The organism is Stenotrophomonas sp. Steno-C15 (assembly GCF_056393265.1).
Window position 1 is genome coordinate 98,814 of sequence record NZ_JBWJPF010000006.1, and the last position, 26,865, is coordinate 125,678.

At 63.3% G+C, this 26,865-nt stretch carries 24 protein-coding genes; 16 read left to right on the forward strand and 8 right to left on the reverse strand.

What is annotated here, in order from left to right; genetic code table 11:
• The first annotated feature begins 141 nt into the window (after positions 1–141).
• Genes AC06FB_RS07280 through AC06FB_RS07295 form a run of 4 tightly spaced genes read left to right on the forward strand, consistent with a single transcriptional unit; the run spans position 142 to position 4,522 of the window.
• Positions 142–837 (forward strand): response regulator transcription factor, encoded by a 696-nt coding sequence (locus AC06FB_RS07280; protein ID WP_053518144.1) that lies wholly within the window; start codon positions 142–144, stop codon positions 835–837.
• Positions 838–840: 3 nt separating this feature from the next.
• Positions 841–2,103, forward strand: coding sequence for a sensor histidine kinase (locus AC06FB_RS07285; RefSeq protein WP_262101369.1), 1,263 nt, complete (start codon positions 841–843; stop codon positions 2,101–2,103).
• A gap of 60 nt (positions 2,104–2,163) precedes the next feature.
• A complete protein-coding gene (locus tag AC06FB_RS07290) occupies positions 2,164–2,580 on the forward strand; it encodes a diacylglycerol kinase (protein ID WP_111187238.1) in 417 nt (138 codons plus the stop codon).
• Between the two features lie 49 nt (positions 2,581–2,629).
• The gene (locus AC06FB_RS07295; RefSeq protein ID WP_478053506.1) at positions 2,630–4,522 is read left to right on the forward strand and encodes a phosphoethanolamine transferase; all 1,893 of its coding nucleotides are present in this window, start codon (positions 2,630–2,632) and stop codon (positions 4,520–4,522) included.
• Between the two features lie 213 nt (positions 4,523–4,735).
• Here AC06FB_RS07295 and yidA read toward each other — a convergent pair whose 3' ends face one another.
• A complete protein-coding gene (gene yidA / locus AC06FB_RS07300; RefSeq protein WP_065174342.1) occupies positions 4,736–5,569 on the reverse strand; it encodes a sugar-phosphatase in 834 nt (277 codons plus the stop codon).
• 149 nt (positions 5,570–5,718) lie between these two features.
• On the opposite strand from yidA, the gene AC06FB_RS07305 reads away from it, so the two are divergent.
• Positions 5,719–6,381: an exopolysaccharide biosynthesis protein gene (locus tag AC06FB_RS07305; RefSeq protein WP_478053507.1), complete on the forward strand. Its 663-nt coding sequence runs from the start codon at positions 5,719–5,721 to the stop codon at positions 6,379–6,381.
• Between the two features lie 130 nt (positions 6,382–6,511).
• On the opposite strand, the gene AC06FB_RS07310 is transcribed toward AC06FB_RS07305, so the two are convergent.
• Together AC06FB_RS07310 and AC06FB_RS07315 are read right to left on the reverse strand one after the other, a co-directional pair.
• Positions 6,512–7,822 (reverse strand): PQQ-dependent sugar dehydrogenase, encoded by a 1,311-nt coding sequence (locus AC06FB_RS07310; protein ID WP_197600262.1) that lies wholly within the window; start codon positions 7,820–7,822, stop codon positions 6,512–6,514.
• Positions 7,815–8,255 carry a DUF2231 domain-containing protein gene (locus AC06FB_RS07315; RefSeq protein WP_053518153.1) on the reverse strand — a complete coding sequence of 147 codons (441 nt, stop codon included), beginning with the start codon at positions 8,253–8,255 and terminating at the stop codon, positions 7,815–7,817. The genes AC06FB_RS07310 and AC06FB_RS07315 overlap by 8 nt, the downstream gene beginning before the upstream one ends.
• 286 nt (positions 8,256–8,541) lie before the next feature.
• Here AC06FB_RS07315 and AC06FB_RS07320 point away from each other — a divergent pair, with 286 nt between their 5' ends.
• The 6 genes from AC06FB_RS07320 (at position 8,542) to AC06FB_RS07345 (ending at position 14,488) form a co-directional block, all read left to right on the forward strand.
• Positions 8,542–10,317 (forward strand): S8 family serine peptidase, encoded by a 1,776-nt coding sequence (locus AC06FB_RS07320; RefSeq protein ID WP_197571368.1) that lies wholly within the window; start codon positions 8,542–8,544, stop codon positions 10,315–10,317.
• Complete coding sequence (locus AC06FB_RS07325; protein ID WP_053518156.1) at positions 10,317–10,913, forward strand: S8 family serine peptidase; 597 nt, start codon at positions 10,317–10,319, stop codon at positions 10,911–10,913. Before AC06FB_RS07320 ends, AC06FB_RS07325 begins: the two co-directional genes overlap by 1 nt.
• Positions 10,914–11,093: 180 nt before the next feature.
• Entirely contained in the window at positions 11,094–11,918 is an 825-nt protein-coding gene (locus tag AC06FB_RS07330; RefSeq protein WP_065174337.1) for an AraC family transcriptional regulator, read from the forward strand.
• 30 nt (positions 11,919–11,948) lie between these two features.
• Positions 11,949–13,037, forward strand: a complete 1,089-nt coding sequence (locus tag AC06FB_RS07335) for an alpha/beta hydrolase family protein (protein WP_478053508.1) — start codon at positions 11,949–11,951, stop codon at positions 13,035–13,037.
• A 90-nt stretch (positions 13,038–13,127) separates the two neighbouring features.
• Positions 13,128–13,811: a VOC family protein gene (locus AC06FB_RS07340; protein WP_340044313.1), complete on the forward strand. Its 684-nt coding sequence runs from the start codon at positions 13,128–13,130 to the stop codon at positions 13,809–13,811.
• 59 nt (positions 13,812–13,870) lie between these two features.
• Complete coding sequence (locus tag AC06FB_RS07345; protein WP_414487822.1) at positions 13,871–14,488, forward strand: YiiX/YebB-like N1pC/P60 family cysteine hydrolase; 618 nt, start codon at positions 13,871–13,873, stop codon at positions 14,486–14,488.
• Positions 14,489–14,540: 52 nt separating this feature from the next.
• On the opposite strand, the gene AC06FB_RS07350 is transcribed toward AC06FB_RS07345, so the two are convergent.
• From AC06FB_RS07350 to AC06FB_RS07370, 5 genes are all read right to left on the reverse strand, one after another.
• Positions 14,541–14,705: a hypothetical protein gene (locus tag AC06FB_RS07350; RefSeq protein WP_180875603.1), complete on the reverse strand. Its 165-nt coding sequence runs from the start codon at positions 14,703–14,705 to the stop codon at positions 14,541–14,543.
• A 241-nt stretch (positions 14,706–14,946) separates the two neighbouring features.
• Positions 14,947–16,371 (reverse strand): short-chain fatty acid transporter, encoded by a 1,425-nt coding sequence (locus tag AC06FB_RS07355; protein WP_180875604.1) that lies wholly within the window; start codon positions 16,369–16,371, stop codon positions 14,947–14,949.
• A 105-nt stretch (positions 16,372–16,476) separates the two neighbouring features.
• Positions 16,477–17,358: a 4-hydroxybenzoate octaprenyltransferase gene (ubiA, locus tag AC06FB_RS07360; RefSeq protein ID WP_428992314.1), complete on the reverse strand. Its 882-nt coding sequence runs from the start codon at positions 17,356–17,358 to the stop codon at positions 16,477–16,479.
• 46 nt (positions 17,359–17,404) lie between these two features.
• A complete protein-coding gene (gene galE, locus AC06FB_RS07365; RefSeq protein WP_065181485.1) occupies positions 17,405–18,394 on the reverse strand; it encodes a UDP-glucose 4-epimerase GalE in 990 nt (329 codons plus the stop codon).
• Positions 18,395–18,500: 106 nt separating this feature from the next.
• On the reverse strand, positions 18,501–20,726 hold the full coding sequence (locus tag AC06FB_RS07370) for a polysaccharide biosynthesis tyrosine autokinase (protein WP_478053522.1): 2,226 nt from the start codon (positions 20,724–20,726) through the stop codon (positions 18,501–18,503).
• A gap of 436 nt (positions 20,727–21,162) precedes the next feature.
• On the opposite strand from AC06FB_RS07370, the gene AC06FB_RS07375 reads away from it, so the two are divergent.
• The 5 genes from AC06FB_RS07375 (at position 21,163) to AC06FB_RS07395 (ending at position 26,851) form a co-directional block, all read left to right on the forward strand.
• A complete protein-coding gene (locus AC06FB_RS07375) occupies positions 21,163–22,329 on the forward strand; it encodes a nucleotide sugar dehydrogenase (RefSeq protein WP_065181483.1) in 1,167 nt (388 codons plus the stop codon).
• Positions 22,330–22,433: 104 nt separating this feature from the next.
• Positions 22,434–23,408 (forward strand): nitroreductase family protein, encoded by a 975-nt coding sequence (locus tag AC06FB_RS07380; RefSeq protein WP_081284358.1) that lies wholly within the window; start codon positions 22,434–22,436, stop codon positions 23,406–23,408.
• A complete protein-coding gene (locus AC06FB_RS07385) occupies positions 23,405–24,523 on the forward strand; it encodes a polysaccharide pyruvyl transferase family protein (protein ID WP_065181482.1) in 1,119 nt (372 codons plus the stop codon). Before AC06FB_RS07380 ends, AC06FB_RS07385 begins: the two co-directional genes overlap by 4 nt.
• Entirely contained in the window at positions 24,520–25,956 is a 1,437-nt protein-coding gene (locus AC06FB_RS07390) for an oligosaccharide flippase family protein (RefSeq protein ID WP_478053509.1), read from the forward strand. The genes AC06FB_RS07385 and AC06FB_RS07390 overlap by 4 nt, the downstream gene beginning before the upstream one ends.
• Positions 25,946–26,851 (forward strand): glycosyltransferase family 8 protein, encoded by a 906-nt coding sequence (locus tag AC06FB_RS07395; protein WP_196768729.1) that lies wholly within the window; start codon positions 25,946–25,948, stop codon positions 26,849–26,851. The genes AC06FB_RS07390 and AC06FB_RS07395 overlap by 11 nt, the downstream gene beginning before the upstream one ends.
• The last annotated feature ends 14 nt before the right edge of the window (positions 26,852–26,865 follow it).

Sequence of the window (26,865 nt, forward strand, 5' to 3'; positions counted from 1 at the left end):
AAGAGATGAAAAAGAACATGCGCAGCTGCTTCATGCCGCAGTCATGGCGTGCGGGCCCTTGGCGGAACGGGCGACGAGGCTTGGCAAACGTCGGTGGATCGGCCAAAGTTCGGGCTTCATGTCTCCTCATGCGCGCGGCCCATGACACGCCTGCTCATCATTGAAGACAATCCTGAGCTGGTAGCCAATCTGTATGCGTTCCTGGAACCACTGGGCTACGTGCTGGACGATGCGCGGGACGGCGCCAGCGGGCTGCGCCGCGCGACGGAGAACGACTATGACGCCGTTCTGCTGGACCTGATGCTGCCCCGCCTCGATGGGATGACGCTGTGCCACAGGCTTCGGCAGGAGTTCCAGAACCCCATACCGATCCTGATGCTCACCGCGCGCGACCAGGTGGACGACCGGGTGCAGGGCCTGGCCCTGGGTGCGGATGATTACCTGGTCAAGCCGTTCTCACTGGCCGAGCTGGATGCCCGCATCAAGGCCCTGGTACGTCGAGCCCAGGGCCGGCAGGTGGACACGGTGATTGCGTGGCAGGAGCTGCAGGTGGATACGCGCTCGCCGCAGGCATGGCGGTGCGGCAAGGCGATCAGCCTTACGCCGACGGCCCACAAACTGCTCGTTTCACTGGTGCGGGCGGCGCCGGCCGTCGTGCGCAAGCAGGAGATGGAGTACCTGATCTGGGGTGACGAGCCGCCTGACAGTGGCGCGTTGCGAACGCATATCCACGAGTTGCGCCTGCAGGTGGATCGGCGCTTCGACTACCCGCTCATCGCAACGGTACACAGCGTAGGCTGGCGTCTTTCCAACCCCGCGCCCGGGCAACCGGAGTAGGTCATGCCGACAGGACCGACGGCGTGGACGTCGATCTATCAACGGATGTCGCTGCGGACGCGCATCACGGTGTCCTTCGTGCTGCTGATGGCCGGAGCCATGTGCTTCATCGCCGTGGTCGAGCTCGTCGACTATGACGAGGTACGCGCCTCGGCGGTCTCACGGGCGCAGGATGGCGAGGTGCGCAGGCTGGAGGATGCGATCCGCCTTGGATCACCACGCGTGGTCACGCATGACAGTCAGCTCTATGACGAGGAGAACGTGCCGACCGTGCTGCGCCAGTATGGTCCCGGTTACCACGGCGAGCCCGCACCCAACGAGTGGCACCTGCGGGTGTTCGACGTCGAGGGCAAGCGCTACTACCTGCTCCAGGACGGCGAGCACTATGCCTACCTTGAACACCTGATCAATGCCTTCGCCGCACTGGTCATCCTGACCTGCGTACTGTGCGCCTACTGGATCGGGCGACTGACGTCGGCCCACGTCATCGCTCCGATCACCCGACTTTCCGAGGCGGTGCAGCGCACATCCAAGCCGTTCCCGTACCAGGACGCGCGCGACGAAATCGGCGTTCTTGCGCGTGCCTTTGCCCAGCATAGCGATGAGCTGGAGCGGTTCCTGCACCGCGAGCGGTGCTTTGCCGGAGACGCCAGCCACGAGCTGCGTACGCCCTTGGCCATCATCGCTGGCGCGGCCGAGACACTGCTTCACCAGTTGCCGCCCGACAGCCATCTGCTGCCCAGCGCCGACCGCATCCTGCGGACCACACAGGAGATGCAACGCCAGCTGACCTGCCTGCTGCTGCTCTCCAGATCCCCTGCGAGCCTTTCTCTGACCGACGTCCCGTTGCGTGCCATCGTCCAGGAGTGCATGGCACGCTGCGCACCCTGGCTCGCAGGGAAGCCCGTGACACTGCGGCTGGATGCCCCAGAGGAGGTCACTGTGGTCACCCATGCGGAGCTGGCGCATTGCGTCGTATGGAATCTGCTGCGCAACGCCTGCCAGTACACCGACAGGGGCGAGGTCCGCATCACCCTGCGGGAGGGCGAGCTGGCCATCGCCGACACCGGTCCGGGCCTGCCCCCGACCATCGACCCTGCCCAGTTCAGCAGGTTCCTTCCCAGCGCACGCCAGGATGGCGAAGGGCTGGGGCTGTCCATCGTGCAGCGCGTGGTAGAGCACCTTGGGTGGCAGATGAAGGTGGAGACATCCGCTCAGGGGTGCCGATTCCTGCTTCACCTGTCCTCGCCGCAAGCGCGTGCCTGACACTTTGCTGACATTGCCAGCCACATTCTGGCCACCTTTTCATGGAGAGGCAGGTCACCAATGCAGCAGCAGGCACCGCAGGGCGAGGGCAAGTACCGGCACGGCAGAACCGGATTCCGACGCATCCTGCACACCCTGATTCACTCACGCGACGGTTTCATCGCCACATTCCGCGGGGAGGCAGCATTCCGCCAGCTGCTTGTCCTGCACGGCCTGCTCATGACGATCGCCTGTGTGCTGGACATCAGCGCGGTGGAGCGTGCCGTGATGCTGGCCGTCAGCCTGCTGAGCCTCGTGGTTGAACTGCTCAACTCGGCCATCGAGGCGGTGGTCGATCGCATCTCGCTCGAGTACCACCCCCTGTCGAAGAACGCCAAGGACATGGGCAGCGCTGCGCAGAGCGTGGTGCTTGTGATGGTCGCGCTGGTATGGGCGGTGATCCTGCTGGGTCCGCATCCGCAGCTGACAACTTCCTGATGAACGCGTCCAGATACTGCGCGCCTCTCTGGCTCCGCAGGATCTGCACGTGCGCGATTGCTTCACGTGGCATCGGCCACATCCGGTAACGCTTGTCTGGCTCTCGGCCGCGTTCTTCGCAACGGCGGGCAACATGGCCCTCTGGAAGAGCCTGTGGTCCATCGTGGAGATCCATGGCTTTCGCAGCGTACTGTTCATCGGCTCGTTGCCATTGCTGCTGTTCTGCCTGTTCAACCTCCTGCTGACACCCGTCGGGATGCTGCCCTTGCTGCGCAAGCCGCTTCTGGCGCTGCTGCTGATCGTCAGCAGCGCCGCCAGCTACTTCATGCTGCATTACGGCGTACTGATCGACAGAAGCATGGTGCAGAACGTGCTGGAGACCAATCAGGCCGAGATGGCTTCCTACTTCTCGCTCCCGCTGGTGCTGTCCGTCCTCCTGCTGGGCGTGCTGCCCTCATGCATCCTGCTGCTCATGCGGACGGGCAATCACGGCCGTCCGCTGCGATCCTCCCTGGTGTGGCTGGCAAACGTTCTTGCCACGATGATGGTGCTCGTCACCATTGCGTTGGGCTTCTACAAGGACTATTCATCGCTGCTGCGGAACAACCGCTATCTGAGGGAACAGGTACTGCCACTGAACATCGTGCGGCACACCTATGGCCATCTCGGCAGCAGCCACCGCGCCCGTCTCCAGCCGCTGCGCACCTTGGCCGACGACGCCGTGCGTGCACAGGGCCCCCGACCCCGGCTGGTGATCCTCGTCGTAGGGGAGACCGCCCGATCCCGGAATTTCCAGCTCAACGGCTACGACAGACCCACCAACCCGATGCTGTCGCGCAAGGACAACGTCATCAGCTTCCAGAGCGTATCGTCCTGTGGGACCGCCACCGCGATCTCCCTGCCGTGCATGTTCTCATCCATGCCGCGCACACGGTTCGATGCGGAGAGGGCCGCGTCGCAGGAGAACGTCCTCGACATCCTGAGGAAGACCGGTGTCGACGTGGTCTGGCGTGACAACAACAATGGCGGCTGCAAGGGCGTGTGTGCGCGGGTGCCGACGGATTACATGGCACAGTTGAAGGTCGACAGCCTGTGTACCAACGACGATGGCACGTGCCTTGACGAAATCCTCCTTCACGGGCTGTCATCGCGCATCGAAGCCATGCAGGGCGACGGCCTCGTCGTTCTGCACCCGCTGGGCAGCCATGGCCCCACCTACTTCCAGCGATACCCCGCAGACGCCCGTGTCTTCAGTCCAACCTGCGACAGCAACCAGATCCAGAAGTGCAGCAATGAAGCGCTGGTCAACACGTATGACAACACGCTTGTCTATACCGATCGCATGCTCGGCAGTGCGATCGACCTGCTGCAGTCCTACTCGAACGACCGCGATGTGGCCCTGATCTACGTTTCCGACCACGGTGAGTCACTCGGCGAGCACGGCCTGTACCTGCATGGAACGCCCTACCTCATCGCGCCACAGGAGCAGACCCAGGTGCCCATGATCATGTGGTTCTCCGCGCAGTTCGCCTCCCATGCAGAACTGGATCCTGCGTGCCTGCGCCGCGATGCGGCTACGCGGGTGTTCAGCCATGACAACCTGTTCCACTCACTGCTGGGCCTGTTCCAGGTCAGTACCACCGAGTATCACGCCGGGCTGGATGTCTTCGCCGGATGCCGCGGGCCATCAGCGGGGTCCGGTCCTCGCGCGATCGCCTGCCCCGCTGCGCGAGGCACCTCTGCCCCGGGCAGCGACGGCTGCCAGACGGCGACTGACGAGACCGTAGAGGTCCTGCAGTTCGGCCGAACGCTCGGCAGTGGTATTGCTGCCGAACATGACCCGCGCGAGCGCGACTTCCTGGGTGTCCGCAGGAAATCGCAGGCGGGTGCGGTAGACCGCCTGCAGAACCAGCCAGGCCCGCCGCAGGCCCCCGCCGGGTAGGGGGCGGACAAGACGCTCATAGACCTGCCAGAACTGATATTCGGCGTCGAGATCGACCCTGGGCACAGCGCAGGGCGCGGTGCGCGGGCATGCTCGGACGCCCGGACGGATCGGTGGTTGGGCGGAATCGGACTGGGCCATGCCAGGAAGCATGACGCGGCAACATTGTGTGAACCTTGCGTCGACGCAGGAGACGGCCTACCGCCCCGGACCCTACCGCAGCACGAAGCGCTCGATCGCGCGCGCCACGCCCTCGTCGGCATTGGTGGTGGTCTCGAAGCGCGCCACGGCCTTCACCGCATCGATCGCGTTGCCCATCGCCACGCTGGTGCCGGCGTACTGCAGCATGGTCAGGTCGTTCTCCTGATCGCCGATGGCCATGACGTTGGCACGGTCGATCCCAAGGTGCTCCGCCAGTTTCTGCAGGCTGGGGCCCTTGCCTGCACGATGATCGAACACCTCCAGGAAGAACGGCGCGCTCTTCAGCACCGCGAAACGCTCGGTCAGCTCACTGGGCAACCGCGCGATGGCCGCGTCCAGCACCTCCGGCTCATCAATCATCATCAGCTTGATGAAGGACATGGTGGGATCCATGTCGGCCACTCGGCGGTACGACAGCGGCATGCGCGAGAGGTGCGAGTCGGCCACCGTGTAATAGCTGATGTCCTGGTTGGGCGTGTACATGCGCTGGCTGTCCAGCGCCTGGAAGTGCACGCCCAGTTCGCGCGCCACCTGCTCGCAGAACAGGAAATCGTCGAAGCTGAGCGGGTACTCGACCACCGTTTCACGCGTGCCGATGCGCTGCACCAGGCCGCCGTTGCAGGCGATGCAGTAGTCGTCGTTGCCATCGATGCCCAGTTCGTGCAGGAACGGCGCCAGGCCGGGGACCGGGCGGCCGCTGGTCAGCACGATGTGCACGCCCAGCGCGCGCGCCTGCGCGATAGCCTGCTTGGCGCGTGCGGTGAGCGCGTGGGTGGGATCCAGCAGGGTGCCATCCATGTCGATGGCGACCAGTTCGACGGTCGATTGCCTGCGGCCCATGTCCATTGCGTTCAACTCATGCGGGGCACGCCAGTTTACCCCCTCATGCCCGGTTCACCTCTTTGCCCACGTTGGCCGGGATACTGCCAGAGCCTGTGCGTCCCACACCGCAGGACGGCCCGTTGACCGCCCTTCCCTGGAGAAGCTTGCGACGCATGACCTACCGTGCCCCCGAAACCAACGACAGCGCCCCCTTGGCCCAGCAGATCGAGCAGATGATCGACGAGCTGCCCGGTGACCAGGTCAGCGTCGGCACCTTGCTCGGCGCGCTGGGCGATGAAGGCCTGCTGCTGATCGTGATCCTGCTCTCGGCCATCTTCATCATTCCGGTGTCGATTCCCGGGCTGAGTACCGTATTCGGTGCCTCGATCCTGCTGATCGGCCTGAGCCGGGTGCGCAACCGCCCGCTGTGGGTGCCCCGGAAGCTGGCCCGTCGCGAGATCGCCACCGACAAGCTGAAGGCCAACCTTGGCCGCGCACTGAAGTGGGTGCACCGCATGGAGCGCCTGTCGCGACCGATGCGGCTGGCGGTGATGGTGCGCTCGAAGAGAATGATGCGCCTGAACAACCTGGCCCTGATCGTGGCCACGCTGCTGCTGATGGCGCCGGCCGGGCCGATTCCCTTCAGCAACACGCTGCCGGCACTTGCCCTGATGTCCTTCGCCATCGGCTTCATCCAGCGTGATGGCGCGGCGGTGGCGGCCGGCTATGCCTTCCTGGTCGCCACGGTTGCGTACTTCGGCGTGCTGCTGGGCGGCGTCGGGTTTGCGGCCGAATCGGTGTTCAGCGGGATCCGCAGCGGTACCACGGAACTGTAGAGCCGGGCCCACGTTCGGCTGCTCTTCGACCTGTACGCGGAAACCCAGCGCTGCGCGCGTAGGCCGAGCATGGGCTCGGCCCTACAGAAGCCAGATCCAGAGCAGTCGAGCATGGCTGGACTCTGCAGAGCTACCTGGCCGACACACGCCACACCACATCGCCGACGTCGTCGGCCACCAGCAGGGCGCCCTCGCTGTCGATGGCCATGCCCACCGGTGCGCCCCTCAATGTCTTCTCGTCCTCCGAGGCAAAGCCACTGACCACGGTCTGCGGACGCCCCGTCGGCCTGCCATCCTTGAACGGCACATACACCACTTCATAGCCGCTCAGCGGAGAGCGGTCCCAGCTGCCATGTTCGCCGATGAAGGCGCCGCCGTGGTACTTCGCCGGCAGTGCCTGGCCGGTATAGAACAGCAGCCCCAACGGTGCCACGTGCGAACCGATGGCGTAGTCCGGGCGGATCGCTTTGGCCACCAGATCCGGCCGCTGCGGCTGCACACGCTCGTCCACATGCTGGCCGTAGTAGCTGTACGGCCAGCCGTAGAAACCATGTTCCTGTACCGAGGTGAGATAGTCCGGCACCAGGTCGGCACCGATCTCGTCACGCTCGTTCACCACTGCCCACAGCCTGCCGGTGCTGGGTTCCCAGTCCAGGCCGGTGGGGTTGCGCAGGCCGGAGGCATAGATGCGGCTGCCGCTGGTCGCCACGTCCACCTCCAGCACCACCGCGCGCCGGTACTCGATGGCCAGGCCGTTTTCGGTGATGTTGCTGTTGGAGCCCACACCCACGTACAGCTTGCTGCCATCGCGGCTGGCCAGCAGATCCTTGGTCCAGTGGTGGTTGACGGTGCTGGGGAGGTCGGTGAATTCGCTGCCCTTGTCGGACATGCGCGTTTCGCCGGGCACGTAGTGGTACTTCATGATGTTGTCGGTGTTGGCGACGTACAGCGTGTCGCCGATCAGGGCGATGCCGAATGGCGAATGCAGGCCCTCGATGTAGACGTGCTGGCTCCATGTGGCAGTGCCGGGCGCGCGCCGCAGCAGCGTGACCCGGTTGCCTCCCTTGCCGGCCTTGCCCGAGCGCGCCTTTACCTTGCCGGCAATCCATTGCTTGGGGGTGGTGACCGGCTCGGTGCCCGGACCGTTGCCTTCCACCACCAGCACATCGCCATTGGGCAGGGTCAGCAGGCGGCGCGGGTGCTGCAGGTTGGCAGCGATGCGCTCGATCTTCAGTCCGTCGGCCACCGACGGCGCCTGCCCATCGGCCCAGCCCACCCCGCGCGGTACCTGCATGGGCGGCATCAGGTAGTTCTCCGGCGCCGGCAGCGGCGGATGCGCACCGGATTGTTCGCTGGGGTGATATTCGGCTTTGCCGGCACACGCCGACAGGATTGCGGCCAGGACCAGCCCGCCTGCAGCAGGCACGATGCGATCAACCATGACGGCCTCCTTGCAGCACCGGCGGCTGCAGTGACAACAGGACATGGCCAAGACCGATCAGTGCAACGGTCAGCGCCGACAGGATCGTGCCGGGAACGGCCACCGCATACGCATCACGGCTGTGCACGAAGGCGTTCCAGATGGCCAGGGCGACCGCCACCAGATTGAGCAGGAAATCGAGACGGTCGATGCGCGTGGCAGTGTTGCCCCGGCGCCAGACGGCGAACAGGTTGATCAGTCGCGGCACGATGGCGATGAGCAGGCCGAACGTGATCAGCCACGCCGCGGATTTGCCCCACATCACCTCGGCAGAGTTGAGGTAGATGGCATCGAAGATGAGGGCGCCGACGAAGAAGCCGAACGGGATCGGGTTCAACAGGCTGAACAGCGTCGTGCCAAGGCCACGATGGGCCTGGGCCAGCGGATTGACCATCGTCCTGCTCCATTGCGGGGAAGTGCAGGGGCCTTGGTAGCACAGTCGGTGGTGAAGGCGCGCGATGAGCCTTCGGTTCTGCGACGAGGCCAGGCTCGGCCTTACAACAGGAATGCGCAGTCGTCATTACCGCGGGGCATGAGTGTTTGTGACGCAATCGGCACATCTGCAGATTGCTGCCGTGAAGAGGTAGGGGGTTCTCAGTTGTGTCGCGTTTGGCTCGTTGCGATGGGGCAATTCCGTCCCGCCGTCCTGCCATGCCGATTCACAACAGAAGGATTCGTGTATGAAGCGACACACGCACCACTCCGCGCCACCGCGCTCCGCGCGGCTGGCCCTGGCCACTGCCCTGGTACTGGGCAGCCTGGCCGTGACCGCCCAGGCCCAGCAGGCCGATCCGTTGGCCGGGATCCAGTGGCATCTGCTCAACACCGGACAGGCCGTACAGGGCGACACGCGCCCGGTTGCCGGCAATGATCTGAACGTGGATGGGCTGTTCCGCAATGGCATCCGCGGCGAAGGGGTGATCATCGGCATCGTCGACGACGGCCTGCAGATCGCCCACCCGGACCTGGCCGCCAATGTGGCAGCCGTGGCGGGCAAGAACTTTGCCAACAACTCCAACAACCCCTCCCCTTCCGCTCCGGATGTGGACAATCACGGCACCATGGTCGGCGGCATTGCCGGCGCGGTGGGCGCCAACGGCGTGGGCGTGCGCGGCGTGGCCCCGGCGGCCACGCTGAAGGGCTTCAACGTACTGGCCTCCGATGCAAGCGGCAGCCAGACGGCCAACATCGAGTACTCGTGGTGGGACGGCGCCGAGGCCGCCGACGTGCAGGTGTTCAACAACAGCTGGGGCGCAGGCCCGGGCAACCCGAACCTGCCGTTCGCGTTCAGCGAGAACGATATCCGCGCGTACGAGCAGGCGCTGTCCGGCACGCGCGGCGGCAGCGGCGGCATCTACGTGAAGTCCGCCGGCAACAACTTCAACAACGCATCGATCAGCCAGACGCAGGATGTCTGCACCACCGACACCAAGAACCGCGGCACCGGCTGCGTGCCTGCCGGCCGCGACCCCCGCAACAATCTGTTCAATGTGATCACCGTGGGTGCGGTGCGCGCCGACGGCGTGCGTTCGTCCTATTCGTCCACCGGTGCCGCGCTGTGGGTGTCCGCATTCGGTGGCGAGTACGGCTGGCAGCGGCAGGTCGTCCCGGGCCAGCCTGCCGTCCGCTACGATCCGGCCATCGTCACCACCGATGTCACCGGCTGCGCGCAGGGCAGCAACAAGAACACGAGCCTGCGCAACACACTGGACGGCAATCAGTCCGCTGTCGACAGCACCTGCAATTACACCGCCAAGATGAACGGCACCTCGGCCTCGGCGCCGATGGTGTCGGGCGTGGCGGCGCTGGTGCTGGAAACCAATCCGAACCTGACCTACCGCGACGTGAAGTACATCCTGGCCACCACGGCGACCCGCAACCATCCCAACCAGCCTGCCGTGACACTCGCCGATGGACGCACGCTGGTGCCGGGCTGGACCGTCAACGCTGCAAACCGGGCCTACAGCAACTGGTACGGCTTCGGCGTGGTCAACGCGGCGCGCGCGGTGGAGGTCGCAGAGAACTTCCAGTCGCTGGGGCCGCTGGTGGACAGCGGATGGCGCAACACCACGCGCCGGGTCGCCATCGGCAACACCTCCGCTGCGGCAGCGCGGCTGACGGTGCAGCTGGCCAATGTCGCACGCAACGTCGAATCGGTGCAGCTGGGCTTCCGGGTGAATCACAGCAACACCCGCCAGCTGCAGTTCGTGCTGGTTTCACCCAGCGGTACGCGCAGCGTGGTGCAACCGGCGTTCACCTCGATCGGCTCCGGCCTGTCGGGTTCCGTGGCGATCCAGCGCAACTTCACCAATTGGGACCTGCTGTCCAGCAACGCCTTCCTGGATGAGACCGGCAACGGCACCTGGACCCTGGAAGTGACCGACATGGGGCAGTCCGCGAACGCAGCGTCGCGCGGCAGCCTCGAATTCTTCAAGATCCGCGTTCTGGGGCACTGATGATGAAGACGACAATTCTGCTGACCACCCTCGCCGTCGCGGCGATCTCCTCTACCGCCTGGGCGCAGAGCTCGACCCAGGCCCCCACAGCCCGGAGCCTGTCTGCCGTGGACGCACAGGAACTGAAGGCCAGGGCCACGGGCCGCGCGTTCAACGTGGGCGCGACCCGCTTCCAGCTGGCGCCGTCGGCTACCGTGCAGCAGGCCAAGGGCGGTGAGTTCCGCATCACGCCCTCGACCGACGCACCGGCGCCCGCCACCGGTACCCGCAGCAAGCGCTCCACCGACGCCAGCAGCACCGGTGCCGCTGCACGTCTGGATGCTGGTGCCGGCAAGTTCGCCGCCGCCGTTTCAAGCGACGGCGCGCCGGTGGTGGCCACCTCCCGGGTAAAGGTCTTCTTCACCGATGCAGCCTCCGCACAGCGCGCGGCAACGGCCACCGGCGGCACCGTGGTGAAGGTGTCCAAGGCCTCCGGCCGTGCGATCGTCGAGTACCCATCGGTGAACGCCGCACTGGACGCGACCACACGACTGCTGTCGACCGCCGGCATCCGCGCCGCCGAGCCCGACGTCGTGCAGTGGGAAGAAACCAAGTAAGGCGGTAAAGCGTTGTGTGGTATCCCCGGCGGGCCGGCTCTCCCGGCCGGCCGGGGACTTTGCCGGAGTCGACCGGCGGCCCGGTTCTCTCCCCATGTCAGCCATCCACTGCGCAAGAACTGCTAAGCGCAGCGGCAGCCGATCCGCTACTGTGCCGGACAGTGCAGCGGGGATGGCGGGATGAGCGCGGCAGGCAAGGCGTTGTGGTACATCGAAACCCATGCGGGCCGTCCGCTGGCGTTGGCCGATATCGCGGCAGCCGCTGGCCTGTCGCCCTTCCATCTGTCGCGTCTGTTCCACGCGCGCACCGGCACGTCGGTGATGCGCTACCTGCGCGGCCGCCGCTTGAGCATGGCGGCGCAGCGGCTGGCCGACGGTGCCGACGAAATCCTGCCGGTGGCGATGGACGCCGGTTATTCCACGCATGCCGCGTTCACCCGTGCCTTCTGCGAGCAGTTCGGGCAGACCCCCGAACGGGTGCGCGAGTCCGGCACTGCGGATCTGGTCCTGGTGCAGGCGGCGCGCGTGGACGACATTCCCACCGCCTGCAGCGTGGCACCGCGCCTGCTCGACACGCCTTCGTTCCAGGTGGCCGGAATCGGCATGCGCCACACCCGCCACAGCAGTGGCGCCATCCCTGGCCAATGGGCGCAGCTCAACCGGGAGTGGCCCAAACCCGCACCGGTCAGTTTTGGTGTATGCCACGACAGCGATGACGACGGCGGATTCACCTACCTGGCCGCATTGCCCAGCGCCGCGCTGACCTCGATTCCAGCACATTGGCAGCGCCTGCAGATTCCCGCGCGCCGCTATCTGGTGGCCTGGCATGACGGCCACATCTCGTCCATCCGCGCCACCTGGTTCTGGTTGCTGGATCACTATCTGCCCACCTCCGGATTGAGTCTTGCCGCGGCGCCGGACCTGGAACGCTACGACGCCCGCTTCGACGAGCACAGCGGCAATGGCGGTGTGGAGATCTGGCTGCCCGTGGACCCCCACCCCTGATGAATGCAACACACTGAAAGGAGTCGTGCGATGCGCTTGATGCACCTGCTGCTGGGCCTGGTCCTGATTGCCCCCGCGTCGCTCGCCGGCGTCCCCGGCAGTGGCCTGGCCGGCGAACACCAGGCGGTGACCACCGTGGCCAGCGCTGCGGTACGCGACGCGCAGCAGCGCGATACGCTTCGCTACACCGTCTGGTATCCGGCTATGGCGGGCAGCAGCGAAGTGCCACTGCGTATCGGTCCGCCCGATGCACCGCTGTTCGTGGTGGGCCAGGCGGCGCCGGAGGCCGCCATTACCGGTGGCCGCCTGCCGACCTTGCTGCTCTCGCATGGCAACGGCGGCAGCGCCCGCATGATGGGCTGGCTGGGCACCGCGTTGGCGCGCGCTGGTTATCTGGTGATCGCCGTCGACCATCCCGGCAACAACGGCGTGGATGAATTGACCCTGCAGGGCAGCATGCTGAGCTGGCTGCGTGCGGATGATCTGCGCGCCGCATTGGCCGCCGTGCAGGCCGATCCCAAGCTGGGGCCGCACGTGGATGCGCAGCGGATCGGTGTAATGGGCTTCTCGGCCGGAGGCTACACGGCCCTGCTGGCGGCGGGGGCGCGACCGGACCTGCGGCGGTTGCGTGATTTCTGCGAAGCCCATCCGGATGACGGTGTGTGCCAGCCCCAGAGCGAGGCGCCGTCGCACACCCTGGAGGCTCGCAAGGCCGCGGCGGCAGCAGCGGATCTGGCGCCGTGGATGGCCCACGCCGATGATGCCCGCCCGGTCCCGGGGGTGCGCGCCGTGTTCCTGATGGCACCGGCGATCATGCAGGCGTTCCCGCCCCAGCAGTTGCAGGCGCTGCGGCAACCGGTGTCGATCATCCAGGGCGCGGCGGACACGGTCGCTCCTGCAGCCACCAACGCGGAGGTCGCCAAGGCGTCCATCACGGAGGCGAGACTGGATGTCCTGCCCGGTGTCGGCCACTACGACTTCCTGTCCGAATGCACGCCGCTGGGCCAGCAGCGACTGCCCGCCCTGTGCAGCAGCCAGACGCCAAGAGCGCAGACGCATGCACGCGCCGTGGCGGAGGCGCAGCGGTTCTTCGAGGCCGCCCTGAAGCCGCGACCATAGCGCTTCGCGACGCCGTGTTGCACGGATGACGACGGCGCGCGAAGGCCCGTGCCACTACACTGTCAGCGCACGCTTCGAGGCGGAGAGACCATGCGTCTGTTGCATCTCACCCTGCCGGTATCCGACGTCACCGGGGTGGCAGCCTATTTCCGCGATGTGTTGCAGCTGCCGGTCAGCGGCAACCGCATCCGCATCGGCTGGAGCACGATCGAGCTGCGGCTGGCCGATGACGTCGCGGTCGGCGGCGTGCACCTGGCCTTCAACGTGCCGGACAACCGTTTCGCGGCCGCCATGACCTGGCTGCGCGAGCGTACGCCGCTGCAGCGCAACCCGGCAGGACTGGACTACTTCGCGCTGGAAAGCAGCTGGCAATCGCAGTCGGTGTACTTCACCGGCCCGGATGGACTGATCCTGGAGCTGATCGGCCGGCGCCGGCTTCCGTGCAGTCCGCAGGAGGGCGCCTTCCAAGGCAGTGAGATGACCTGCCTGAGCGAAGTCGGTCTGCCCAGCCACGATGTCGATTCGGTGCGCCTGCAGGCCGCCGGGCGCTTCGGCCTGCAACCGATCAGCGCGCCCTCGGCCCAGTTCGCACCGATGGGCGATGACGAGGGCCTGCTGATCGTCGTTGCCGCCGACCGGCGCTGGTTCCCCGAACAGAAGGACCTGCCCAACGCACGGGGATTGCAGGTGCTGATGGGAGATGTACCCGCGGGCGAGCTGCGGGATGCGGAATTGGGCTGGGAGGTACGCGCCGTACCGCATCGGCGGGGCTGAACGGGCCGTGTGCCGTGCAGGAACCTACAATGGCGCTTCCTCCCGTTGCCGGACCCTCCATGCGCCGCATCCTGCTGTTGTTCGCCCTGTTGTTGCCCGCTGCCGCGGCGACGGCCGTGGATCTCCAGGAGGGCGACCTGCTGTTCGTCACCGCAGGGCAAAGTGGCCTGAGCGCTGCCATCGATGATGCGACCGGTACGCAGGCTCATCCCGGTTTCGATCATGTGGGTCTGGTGGCCGCCACGACGCAGGGCTGGGAAGTGCTGCATGCGGACGAGAAGGGCTCGCGCCGGCAGACGTTGGCTGCGTTCCAGCAGGACGCGCGCGCCCGGCTGCGGCAGATCGTGGTCTACCGCCTGCGCGCACCGCACAACGCTGCCATCGGCGACGCCGTCGCCACCGCGCGTACCCTGCTTGGAAGGCCCTACAACGCCTCCTACGTGCCGAACGATGACAGCTACTACTGCTCGGACTTCATCGAACGTGCCTTCCGTGCCCACCATGTATTCGCGCTGCAGCCGATGAACTTCCGCAATCCGCAGACCGGGAAGATCGCCCGGCATTGGATCGACCTCTACCGCAGCATGGGCATGGACGTACCGCAGGGCGTACCGGGTACCAATCCCAACGACATGTCGGCGGCGCCCGTGCTGGAGCGGATCGGCACACTGGAATGAGAAGCCCCGCACAAGGCGGGGCTTCAGGCGATGCTGGACAGGGACGCGAGGGTCACTCTTCCTCGTCCTGCCCGCCCTGCTGCTGGTTGCGCTGGCCGCGCTGCTGCTGTTCCTGCTGCTGTTGCTGCTGCTGATCGCGACCGCGCCCCTGCTGATCCTGCTGATCCTGCTGCTTCTGGTTCTGCTGGTTCTGCTGGTTCTGATTGTGCTGGCCCATTGCGGTATCTCCAGTGCCACTCGCGGAATGCGGTGGTTGCGGCCATCGTCTGCAGCGGTGGGTTAACCATGCGTTGTGACGCAGCTACAGAAATGTGCATGCGCGTGAATGAACCGGCGTGACCCCTTGTGCCGCAAGCGGCTGAAGGATTCATTCGGGATCGGCATGTGCTCATGCCCGCAGAGGCTGTGGCCCATTCAGCGGCGCCCGCCCGGCCCGGCCGCGCAGCGGGCGCAGCACCTCATGGCATCACAGGCGGCACGTAATCCAGCGTCATGCCCAGCAACCACAGCAGGCCCAGCACCAGCGGGATGTGCACCAGCAGCTGGATGAAGGTGAAGCCGACGATGTCGCGGGCTTTCAGGCCCAGCACGCCCAGCAGCGGCAGCATCCAGAACGGATTGATCAGGTTCGGCAGCGCTTCGGCGGCGTTGTACACCTGCACGGCCCAGCCCAGGTGCGCCTTCAGTTCGTTCGCCGCCTGCATCACGTACGGTGCTTCGATGATCCACTTGCCGCCGCCGGAGGGAACGAAGAAGCCCAGGACCGCCGAGTACACGCCCATCACCAGAGCGAACGTATCGGTGCTGGCGATGTGCACGAACAGACTGGACAGCCGGTGCGCCAGCGTCTGCCCATCGGCGCCGGCCGCGTGGGTGAGGATCATCGCGATGCCGCCATACAGCGGGAACTGGATCAGCACACCGGTCGTGCTGGGCACCGCCTTGGCCACCGCGTTGAGGAAGCTGCGCGGGCGCCAGTGCAGCAGCAGGCCGAGCGAGATGAACAGGAAGTTGTAGGTATTGAGGTTGGCGATCGCGGTCACCACCGGCTTGTTGGCGAACTCGTTGAACAGCCATCCGAAGGCCAGCAACGAGAGCAGCACGGTCAGCAGCGGGCTGTATTCGAGCCATTCGCCGGGGCGCGTGCGGCGCTGCAGCGGCTCAGGCTCGGCCTGCGCCGCACCGGGAAACGATTCAGCGGTGCGCGCACTGCCAGTCGCCGGCGCGGTCAACCAGGCAATCAGCAGTGACACCAGGATCAACGCCGCGGTCAGCACGATCGACTGCCACAGGAAGATGGTTTCAGTGAAGGGCAGTACGCCGGTGATCTCCACCAGCCCCGGCGGCATGCTGGCCGGGTTCGCCTGCAGCTGCGCAGCCGAAGAACTCAGGCCCATCGCCCAGACCGCGCCCAGGCCGAGGTAGGCGGAGGCACCTGCGGCGCGGTAGTCCATGCGCAGATCGGTCCGGCGCGCCAATGCACGCACCAGCAGACCGCCGAACACCAGCGAGAAGCCCCAGCTGAGCAGCGAAGCCAGCATGCTGACCAGGCCTACATAGACCACCGCACCGCGCCCCGTGCGCGGCACCCGCGCCAGCAGTTCGATGAAGCGCGCCACCACAGGCGCAGTGGCCACGGCATAACCGCCGATCACCACGAAGGCCATCTGCATGGTGAACGGAATCAGGCTCCAGAAGCCATCGCCAAAGGCACTGGCCGTGGTCTGCGGCGTGGAACCGAAGCCGATGGCTGCCAGGGCGACGATGACCACGCCCAGCACTGCGAACACGTAGGCATCAGGGAACCACTTTTCCGCCCAGGAGGCCGAGCGCAGCGCTGCGCGCGCCATCCAGCCATCCTGCACTGCTGCCGTCGAGGCCATCACCTACCCTCCCAGGTTCGATGGCTCGATTCTCGGCCTCGCGGCGGGGGCTGTCAGTCGCCTATTGGTCGTAGGACGGTACGCGCCCCTTCCCGGCTGCGCCTGTCAGCGCAGCGCCAGATCCAGCGCGATACCGGCGAACAGCGCCGCGCCGACCCAGTTGTTGTGCAGGAACGCCTTGAAGCATGGCCCCCGCTCGCGGTTGCGGCAGATCCAGAATTCGTACACCACCAGCGCCGCAGCCACCGCCAGGCCGGACAGGTACCAGCTCCCCAGGCCGGCGCGCACACCGACCAGCGCCATGGTCGCCAGGAACAGGGCGTAGAGCACCCCTTGGATCACCAGATCCAGGTCCCCGAACAGGATCGCCGTGGAGCGCGAGCCCATCTTGAGGTCGTCCTCGCGGTCGACCATGGCGTACCAGGTGTCATACGCGGTCGACCAGAGGATGTTGCCGGCGTACAGCAGCCAGCCCAGCAGCGGCACTTCGCCCTGCACCGCGGCGAATGCCATGGGAATACCCCAGCCGAACGACATGCCCAGATAGACCTGCGGCAGGTGCGTATAGCGCTTCAGGTAGGGATAGCTGGCGGCCAGGAACACGCCGATGAAGCTCATGCCGATGGTCAGCCCGTTCAGGGTCAGCACCAGTCCGAATGCCACCAGCATCAGTACCGCGAACAGCACCAGCGCGGCACGGCCGCTGATCGCCCCCGTCGCCAGCGGACGGGCCTTGGTGCGCTCCACATGCGGGTCGAGCCAGCGATCGGCGTAGTCATTGATGACACACCCCGCCGAGCGGGTCAGCCAGACACCCGCGGTGAACACGAACAGGGTCCACAGCGGCGGCATGCCGCCTGCCGCCAGCCACAGCGCCCACCAGGTGGGCCACAGCAGCAGCAACGTGCCGATCGGACGATCCGCGCGCATCAGACTCCAGTAATGCCGCCAGCGCGGAATGTCGGCAAAGGGGGCGCGGTCTTGCATCATTCGCCGATGATACGCCGATGCGCACGGCGTGACAGCGCTGAACTCAGACCCTGCCCCACACTGCAGGCTCACGATGCCAGCGCCATGCACTCTCGATGATTGGCGCCAGTTCGGTCCATGTCGGTTGCCATCCCAGCAACCGGCGCGCCCGCTCGCCGGACGCCACCAATCGCGCAGGATCACCTGGACGTCGATCAGCGATGTCGTAGGGGACCTGCATGCCGGATACGGTCGCAGCTGTCTGGATCACATCCAGCACAGAGAAACCCTGCCCGTTACCAAGGTTGAACGCATGTGCACCGGGCTCCGTGTCCATGTAGTCCAGTGCCAGCGCATGAGCTCGGGCAAGATCCTGCACGTGGACGTAATCCCGCACACAAGTGCCGTCGGGGGTGTCGTAATCGCGTCCGAATACCTGGAGACGTCCTGCTTGGCCAAGCATCGAACGCAGCACATTGGGTATCAGATGAGTCTCGCAGCGGTGCGCCTCCCCGATCCCATGCTCCGGCAGCGCCCCGGCAGCGTTGAAGTAACGCAGGCTCACGGAACGCAAGCCGTATGCGGCAGCAGCGTCTGCAAGTACGCGCTCGGCCATTTGCTTGCTGGCGCCGTAGGGGTTGATGGGCTGTTTGCGATGGTCTTCATCGATCAGCGCTGAGCACGGCTCACCAAAGATCGCTGCCGTAGACGAGAACACGATGCGCTCAGTGCCATGTTTGCGCATTGCCTGCAGCAGGTTGATTGTTCCGCCGACATTGTTGGCATAGTACGCGTAGGGATCACGTACGGATTCACCAACCAACGACTGTGCGGCGAAGTGCATCACTGCATCGAAGCGACGGCCGGCAAACAGCCGCTGCAACGATGCAGCATCCAGCAAGTCGCCCTCAACCAACTCCCCCCAGGCGACGGCTTCGCGATGCCCGGTGGACAGATTGTCGAACACCGTGACGCGGTGCCCTTGCTCGGCCAAGTGCTGGGCCATGTGGCTACCGATGTAGCCGGCACCGCCACAGATGAGAATGTCACGCATCGGGGCCTTCCTTGATGTGAATGGTGCCCGGAGCATCCTCGCCCACGAAACACACAGAGGGCCGACACCTTGCCGTCGGCTTCCTCATCCCTCCGATGGCAGGGAATTACTCCTTGCCGTCGGTTTTGTATTCATAGTAGCCATAGCTGTAGTAGCCAGTGGCACGCTTCTCGACGGCGTTGAAGATTGCACCCTTGATCTGCACGCCGTTCTGCTCAAAGCGCTGCAGTGTCAGTTCGATCTCCTTGGCCTGATTCACGCCAAAGCGGGTTACCAGCAGACTCGAGCCGGCATGGGTCGCCACCAGCGCCGGATCGGTGACGGCCAGGATTGGCGGCGTATCAACGATCACCAGGTCGTACTTGTTCGACATGTCCTGCAGGAGCTGCGCGAAGCGTGGGTGCATCAGCAGCTCGGCCGGGTTCGGTGGAATGTTGCCACGCACCATGTAGTGCATGCTTTCCAAGCCGGATACCGGGTGGATCACGTCTTCAACGCTGAGCTTGCCGCCCAGCACGTCCGACAAACCGTTCTGATGCGACACGCCGAGAATGTTATGGAGCGTGCCTTTGCGCATGTCGGCATCGATCACCAGCACACGCTGCCCTGCCTGCGCGATTACTGCCGCCAAGTTGGCCGAAACGAAGGTCTTGCCCACCCCAGGACGTGGACCCGAGATGGTCAGGATGTTGTTCTTCGCTTCCAGCATGGCGAAATGCAGGCTGGTACGAAGGCTGCGTAGCGCTTCCACCGTCGGATCAGCGGGAGCTGAAACGGCCAGCAGATGCTGGCGACCATCGGCGATTACGCGCGTTCCGTGCTTGCCCTTGCGCAGCTTTGGCAGCGTGCTGGACGCACTGAGCGGGATGGCCGCGTAGACCGGCAAGCCCATGGCCTCGATGTCGGCTGGGTCTTCGATGCCGGGGTTGAGCATACGCTGGAGGAAGACAAAGGCGGTGGACAGGAAAGCGCCCAGCAGCGTAGCAATAGCAATGATCAGGGCCTTACGCGGCTTCACCGGATTGGTTGTATCAACTACGGCCGGATCCACGATGCGCACGTTGCCGACCGTGCCTGCGCGGGCGACATCCAATTGCTGCGCCTGGTTCAACAGCGCGGTGTAAAGCTCATTGCTCACCTGCAGGTCGCGGGTCAAGCGCAGCAACTCCTGTTGCGTATCCGGCAGGCTACTTACCTGGCGCTGGAAGCCGGACTTCCGGCTCTCAAGTTCGCTGATCTGGCGCAGCAGTGCACGGTAGGCGGGGTGCTCTCGCGTGAAACTCCGATCCATCTCGGCCTGCTTCAAGCGCAGCTGCTGGATGCTGCCCTCCACAGCCACTTCCTGATCCAGGAGACCTTTGGTCTGCATGGTGATGTCAACGGAATTGGCGCGTGACTGGTAGTTGGTCATCGCCTGCTGAGCTTCTTCCACCTGCTTGCGCACGATGGGGAGTTGCTCCTTCACAAACTGAAGCTGTGCCGCCGCTTCTGCAGACCCACGATCAACGTTCTGACGCACATAGGCCTGGGCAACACGCTGAACAACAGATTCGGCCAGTTCGGGATCTTCGTTCTCGAATGTAACTTTGAGGATGCCCGAGTCCTTGCCCTGCTCGGCGGCAACCACAGCCTGTTGCAGGCCAGAAATCACATCCAGGCGACGGAGCTTGATGACCCTGAAGCGTGTACCAGGCGATGCACGCAGTTGCGCCACCTCAATGGTCACTCCCCCCCCCTGGGCACTTTCTCCCGCCTTCCCCTTGAGCACGACGCGGCCGTCGTCATCTTCCAGGACGAACGCGCCATCCGTGGCAGCACGCAGCACCAGCTCCCGATTGATCAGAGCTTCAGGGACGTCGAGCCGCTGGACGTCAAGCAATTCTCCGCCCCATCCGTAACTCTCTGCACCAAACTTGGCAGGTGCTACTTCACCCGACTTCTCGGGCATGAAGCGGCGCGCAAAATAGTCGCCCAGCAAAGGAAACCGGTACGGAGCCACGCTGATATCCAGACGCAGGTCATCCACGGCCTTGCCGATCACGCTACGTGAGGTGAGCAGCGCAACTTCGGTGGTTGCTGCCGGGCTCGCACCTGTCACGCCGATCGAAGTGAGCTCGGAAAGCCCGGGGATGCCGGGCATCTTGGACTCCACCTGCACCATCGATTGGGCCTGGTAGACCGGAGTGGCGAGCAGTGCATACAACGTCCCCACCAAGAAGAAGAGCCCCGTGACCGCCGCAATCAACCACTTCCGGTCGAGAATCGTGCCAAGGATCTCTCGGAGATCGATCTCATCGTCCTTGATTGCTCGGGCTTCCGTCTGTCTTGTCATCGCTTCCACTTCAAAATGAGGAGACGCAGTGGCGCGGCCACGATTCACTGCTCGATCAAAGGCTTGGGTGTTCAGGGTGACCGCAAAATCTAGCCAGCGCATCAGTGTACTAGATTGCCAGGCACAGCGAAGCCTTGGCCCGAAGGGAGCGGGACGACAACCACACCCTGCGCAACAAAGTCAAGTGCAATTGACTAACCACCTGGGCGCCAGCGGGCCTTCTCGGTCCAGCGATAGGCCAGCTTCGCTGTAGTACGATTCAATCTTCGCTTTGGGCTGCACGCGTTGTGCAACCCCAAAATGAACGCCCCTATACATAAATGAACAAGGACCTTGGAATGACCGACGCCGAGGGGCGCGACGGCCACACCGCGTCTACCCTGCCTCCCCCAGTTGGCACGACTGACGTAGTGCAACGCCAGAGAAGGATGCTGAAGTGAAGATTGCCGTTGCCGGAACAGGCTACGTTGGCCTGTCCAACGCTGTGCTCTTGGCGCAACACCATGAAGTTGTCGCGTTAGATATCGATGCAGGCCGTGTCGAGCTCATCAACTCCCGCCGGTCCCCGATCGAAGACCGGGAGATCGAAGATTTTCTGGCGAACAAGCCTCTGAAACTGAGCGCGACTCTTGACCGAGAGGTCGCCTACAAAGACGCACGCTTCGTCATTATCGCAACTCCGACCGATTACGATCCAGACAGCAATTGCTTCAACACGTCTTCGGTCGAGTCCGTCATCCAGGATGTCGTTGCCACGAATCCGAATGCGATAATGGTCATCAAGTCGACTGTGCCGGTAGGATGCACGGCCGCCCTGAAGGCCCGCTTCAGAACCGATAACATTATCTTTTCCCCCGAATTTCTGCGGGAAGGAAAAGCACTGTATGACAACCTTCATCCAAGCCGCATCATCGTGGGCGAACGCTCAGCGCGTGCAACCGAGTTCGCAGAACTGCTGAAAGAGGGCGCCATCCGCAAGGAGATCGCCACCTTGTTTACCGATGCCACCGAGGCGGAGGCCATTAAGCTTTTCGCCAATACTTACCTGGCCATGCGTGTCGCCTATTTCAATGAGCTGGACACTTATGCCAGCTCCCGCGGCCTTGATACCCGCCAGATCATCGAAGGGGTCAGCCTCGATCAGCGCATCGGCAATCATTACAACAACCCATCGTTCGGGTATGGCGGCTATTGCCTACCGAAGGACACGAAGCAGTTGCTGGCCAATTACAGCGACGTGCCTCAGAACCTGATTCACGCCATTGTCGAATCAAATCGCACGCGCAAGGATTTCATTGCCGATGCCATCATTCGACAAGCCCCGAAGACTGTTGGTATCTACAGACTTGTCATGAAGGCCGGATCTGACAACTTCCGCGCCTCAGCCATTCAAGGCGTCATGAAGCGAATCAAGGCGAAAGGAATTGAAGTCATAGTCTACGAACCATCACTCCGCGATGGAGAATTCTACCGCTCCCGCGTTGTCAACGACCTGCCTGAGTTCAAGCGCAAGGCTGATGTAATTGTAGCCAACCGAGTTTCTGGCGAACTTCAGGATGTCGCGAAGAAAGTCTACACGCGCGACCTTTTCGGTTCGGACTGAATTGTAATCGCCAATGCCACTCTCACCCCCAAGGCCGCGGATTCCTGGTGACGCGCGATGCTGCGTGAAAACCACCCTCATTCCGCCATCGGCACGACAGCCATATGAAAAAGCTAACTGAATTTATAAAAGTGGCCTATGGCTACGCGAAAGTCTACTCGTATGACATCTACCGTTTCGTCAGATTCAGCGGCACCCTGAGAACGCGCACACATCCGGCCACGCGTGGCGCCCTCATGACCAAGTACTACCATATGGTGGAGAAAGGTCTAGCGTTGCCTCAGCCGCGGCCAGGATTCGGCGCCGAGATGACCAAGGATCTTGGCGATCAAATGGAGCGGGCCATGCGGGATGGCATCTGCGCACATGAAGTGCAACTGTCCGCAGACGCCCTTGATACTTACATGGCTTTCAACGCGGAGATGGGTACACCTTCGCCTTCGCACGTAACGCAGTCGGTCGTCAGCGCTCGCAATGCAGGATTTGCGCCCTCCGGCTCGGCTCTCAAGCATATGAAAGTGCGGCAGCAAGACTCTGAGATCCATCTAGCTTTCCTGCGCAGCCGCAGCTCAGTGCGCGGCTTCGGCGATGGAGCCGTGCCACAAGAGGTGTTGTTGAAGGCAGCTCAGGCGGCCCAGTTTGCGCCGTGCGTGTGCAATCGCCAGGCTGGCCGACTCTATTTTCTTACGACCGAAGAGCAGAAGCGAAAGGCACTGAGCTATCAGAAGGGAAATCGCGGCTTCGGAGACACTGCCGCCGTCATTGCAATCGTGACAGTGGATATCGCCGAGATGCTTGAACCGACTGAGCGCTACCAACACTGGATCGATGGCGGCCTGTTCGCGCAGAACTTCCTGCTCGGCATTCACGCGCAGGGGTACGGAGCGTGCCCGCTTAACTGGTCTGCGCCCATCACGCGGGACATCGGGATCCGCAAGTTGGGATATATCCCGGACTCGGAGAGCATCATCATGATGGTTGCCATTGGGCCACTCAAGGACGAGTACAGCGTGGCTCGATCAGAGCGTCGACCATTGGCGGACATTGCTCACTTCCCGGACTTGGAGCACAAGCAATGAACGTGCTGCTTCTGACCTATTCATTCAACTACAACTATGGCGGCCTGCTGCAGGCATACGCGACTGCGCAATACCTGAGCAGTATCGGCCATGAAGTTGTCGTACCCACGGCTCACCCCGCCCATATGGTGGGGAACACCTCGTTCTGGCGAGGAATGGGGCTGAAGGGCGGGAATCCGCTCAAGGCCGTCCTGAGGCGCTTTCGGCAGGCCAAGCGATACCGACGTTTTGACGCCTTTCGTTCAAGGCTTCCGCTGGCTCCGCAACTGTCCTCCAAAGAGGCCATCAATGCCGCCTTGGCGCGCTTCGACGTGATCCTTACCGGGAGCGACCAGACCTTCAATACGAAGTTCATGCCCAAGTACGATTCGTACTTCTTCCAAGGCTTTCACCACGGCGGTCCACGCAAGGTAAGTTACGCTTCCTGCTTCGGTACGCGCGAGCAGAAGCCCGAGATAATCACAAGGGCTGCGCCGGATCTGAAGAATTTCGACGCGCTTGCAGTTCGCAATGAGGTGAGCCGACAGATCATCGCCGACTTGATCGGCATTGAGTCGACAGTTGTCGTCGACCCGACGCTCCTCCATGACTTCAACGAGCTGAAGTCCGATGGGGAAGGTGCTGCCGCATCCGGTCGATACATCATGGTCTATGCATTGGACACCGCAAACTTCCCCATTGCTGAACGCATCATTGGCCAGCTGAAGGAGTCCGACCCCAATCTGGAGGTTCATTTTGTCAACGGCGAGAAGAACTTTGACAAACCTGCGTGGGCGTCGCATCTGATAAATGACTATGGCCCCCTGGAGTTCCTGCGTTCGATCCAGAACTCGGCGTATGTGGTGACCGATTCCTTCCACGGGGTCATCTTCACCCAGAAGTTCGACCGTCCCTGCATCGCCTATTCCTCAGGCTGGCGCTCCGAGAGGATCGTCAGCATGATGCGAGATTTCAATGCCTCTGATCTGTTGGTGCTGGAGAATGATCCCAACGTTGTGAGGGCAGCGGTCACTCGGGTTGTCCGCGATGGCGCGCGCCTGAGCATCAGCGACGATCTGGAGAGTAAAATCCTGCGCTCGAAGCGATACCTCAACGAAGCATTGGGCAACCCGTGAATCTGAGCCAAGTAGGCAAAAAGGGGTTTGCCCACCTGCTGGTCATTGTGCTGACGAGCAGGGCGTCTGCGTTCATTGCCCAATGGGTGATGGGCATCTTCCTGTTTCCGGAAGACTTCGGACTGATTGCAATCATCTCCATCGTCTATCTCCTGGCGTCCGGATTCAAGGAAGTCGGGCTCTATCAGATACTGCAGGAGCATCGTGACGATTTTGAATCCCAAGCACCAAGCCTCACAGCCTCTGCGCAGATACTGAATCTGAGCGGCGTTGCGCTGTTGCTTGTGGCGGCGCCAATCATGGCTGAGCACTACCACGATCCGCGGCTTCTTTGGATCACGGTAGTGCTCGCGCTCACCATGCCGTTCAACATCGCCGCACTCCCATACAAGGCCAGATCGGCGATCGCGTTCAACTTCAAGCGTATTTCCCGAGTTGAATCGGTATCGGCACTGGCCAGCAACCTCAGCATGGCCGGGCTCGCCGCAGCTGGCGCGGGAATCTACAGCTTTGTCGCGTCCCAAGTGATTTTGGCGCTCGTCACATTTCTCATGTACCGCTGGGGCCAACCGCGCATTGCAAGCCCCTTATGGCCGGGCGCAAGCAGGCTTCGAGCGTTCTTCAAACGCTGCAAGTGGTTGATTGTTTCCTCCTATCTCAACAACGTTGCTACACGAGGCGAGTACCTCGTGCTGTCTCTGATCCTGAGCAAAGCGGCTCTCGGGCTGTTCTACTTTTCCTATCAGTTGATGGCAGCAGCGGTGCAGTTGATCGGAATGGCGCTGAATCATCTCCTCTTGCCGCTCTTCTCCGCGATCAGAAACGACGCGGCTAGAGTTCGCTCAGGGCTGCACAAGGCCGGCCACGCGCTTTCGCTGATGTCAGGGGCCTTGTGCCTTTCCCTGTTGGTGTGGTTCCCATTCGTCATTCGTCATGTCTGGAGCGGAAAGTGGGATGCCGCGATTTCTCTTACTCTGATAGTGACGGCCGCTGTCCCACCGCGACTGCTGTCTTCGCCACTTGGCTCTTCCGCACTCGAAGCGATGGCGCGTTACCGTGAGCGAGGAATATTGTCGCTGGTCGATGCATTGAGCTTGATTGTCTTTGTCTGGATCGGCGGCCAATTCTTCGGCGTGGAAGGCGCGTGTGTCGCAATGGCGGCCCAACGGCTGAGTGCAGGAATGCTGTTCTATTTCGCCGCCGCCAGCGCCTGCGGACTGCGCACCCGCATGGCCTTCTATCAGCTCATGAAGAACCAGGCACCCTACCTGGCCTGCGTGGCGGCGCTGTCCGGATACGTTTTCCTGATCATTGGCTACAACGGTTTCATTCACCTCGGCTTTGTTCACACCCTGGCCGTCTACGCTGCACTGATGGTGGCGTATGTGGTCATGAACCATAAACGCATCGCTGAATATGTCCTTGAACGCTGACAAACAGATTCCCCACGAGCCGCAGCGCTACTGCTTCTGCGCGGATGGGCGCTATGTGGACTTCATAGTCCCTGCCGTAGAATCAATCGCGAAGAGCTGCGCGTCGGGCACCAAGTTCTCGGTTGATATCATCGTGGACAAGGAACCAAAGGCTGGCGTTCTGGGTGCACTCAAAGCACTATGCTCCGGTGATGTGACCGTCCATGTCATTGATCCCGCTCAGTTCGGCGACCTACTGGAAGTGACGCACATTTCCAGAGGCATGTATTACCGGCTATTGATTCCAGAACTGCTCGACGCGGATAAGGTCCTGTACCTCGACTGCGACGTTCTTGTAAGACACAGTCTTAGCGACCTGTTCAACATCGACCTGGAAGGTGTTCTGGCGGGGGCGGTCATCAATCCCTTCTATGATGGAAGTCGATTGGGGCTGGCGGACGGTGATCGTTATTTCAATTCCGGCGTCTTGCTCCTGAACTGCGCAGAATGGCGTGCTGATGGCACCAAGGACAAAGTTCTGGCGTATCTACGCGCCAACACGGACTTGCTGAGGATGCCGGACCAGGACGCATTGAATGCCGTGCTCAGGGGACGGTGGCGCGAGCTTGATCCCACGTACAACTGCCAGGTATCAATGCTGCTCAGGCACAAGGAACTGGCTGGAGAGCTCGCACCTGGCTGGTCCATGTCATTCCTCGAGTCACCGGCGATCATGCACTTCTCCTCGGCACACAAGCAGTGGCATTCCAGCAATCGGATCGTCTTTTCGAAGGAGTACCGACAGCTGCGCACGCACATCATGGAGCCGCGCCGCGGCCCGTTCCTGGACTTCGTCATAGGCCGGATCAGGCAAGCGAAGTTCGCCATCGGGCAATCCAATCCCTACTTCTACTAATCAGTTCGACGAAA

Coding starts and splice junctions, on each gene's coding strand:
- AC06FB_RS07280 (WP_053518144.1), top strand. CDS start 142: ATGACACGCCTGCTCATCATTGAAGACAATCCTGAGCTGGTAGCCAAT.
- AC06FB_RS07285 (WP_262101369.1), top strand. CDS start 841: ATGCCGACAGGACCGACGGCGTGGACGTCGATCTATCAACGGATGTCG.
- AC06FB_RS07290 (WP_111187238.1), top strand. CDS start 2,164: ATGCAGCAGCAGGCACCGCAGGGCGAGGGCAAGTACCGGCACGGCAGA.
- yidA (WP_065174342.1), bottom strand. CDS start 5,569: ATGGACATGGGCCGCAGGCAATCGACCGTCGAACTGGTCGCCATCGAC.
- AC06FB_RS07305 (WP_478053507.1), top strand. CDS start 5,719: ATGACCTACCGTGCCCCCGAAACCAACGACAGCGCCCCCTTGGCCCAG.
- AC06FB_RS07310 (WP_197600262.1), bottom strand. CDS start 7,822: ATGGTTGATCGCATCGTGCCTGCTGCAGGCGGGCTGGTCCTGGCCGCA.
- AC06FB_RS07315 (WP_053518153.1), bottom strand. CDS start 8,255: ATGGTCAATCCGCTGGCCCAGGCCCATCGTGGCCTTGGCACGACGCTG.
- AC06FB_RS07320 (WP_197571368.1), top strand. CDS start 8,542: ATGAAGCGACACACGCACCACTCCGCGCCACCGCGCTCCGCGCGGCTG.
- AC06FB_RS07325 (WP_053518156.1), top strand. CDS start 10,317: ATGATGAAGACGACAATTCTGCTGACCACCCTCGCCGTCGCGGCGATC.
- AC06FB_RS07330 (WP_065174337.1), top strand. CDS start 11,094: ATGAGCGCGGCAGGCAAGGCGTTGTGGTACATCGAAACCCATGCGGGC.
- AC06FB_RS07335 (WP_478053508.1), top strand. CDS start 11,949: ATGCGCTTGATGCACCTGCTGCTGGGCCTGGTCCTGATTGCCCCCGCG.
- AC06FB_RS07340 (WP_340044313.1), top strand. CDS start 13,128: ATGCGTCTGTTGCATCTCACCCTGCCGGTATCCGACGTCACCGGGGTG.
- AC06FB_RS07345 (WP_414487822.1), top strand. CDS start 13,871: ATGCGCCGCATCCTGCTGTTGTTCGCCCTGTTGTTGCCCGCTGCCGCG.
- AC06FB_RS07350 (WP_180875603.1), bottom strand. CDS start 14,705: ATGGGCCAGCACAATCAGAACCAGCAGAACCAGCAGAACCAGAAGCAG.
- AC06FB_RS07355 (WP_180875604.1), bottom strand. CDS start 16,371: ATGGCCTCGACGGCAGCAGTGCAGGATGGCTGGATGGCGCGCGCAGCG.
- ubiA (WP_428992314.1), bottom strand. CDS start 17,358: ATGCAAGACCGCGCCCCCTTTGCCGACATTCCGCGCTGGCGGCATTAC.
- galE (WP_065181485.1), bottom strand. CDS start 18,394: ATGCGTGACATTCTCATCTGTGGCGGTGCCGGCTACATCGGTAGCCAC.
- AC06FB_RS07370 (WP_478053522.1), bottom strand. CDS start 20,726: ATGACAAGACAGACGGAAGCCCGAGCAATCAAGGACGATGAGATCGAT.
- AC06FB_RS07380 (WP_081284358.1), top strand. CDS start 22,434: ATGAAAAAGCTAACTGAATTTATAAAAGTGGCCTATGGCTACGCGAAA.
- AC06FB_RS07385 (WP_065181482.1), top strand. CDS start 23,405: ATGAACGTGCTGCTTCTGACCTATTCATTCAACTACAACTATGGCGGC.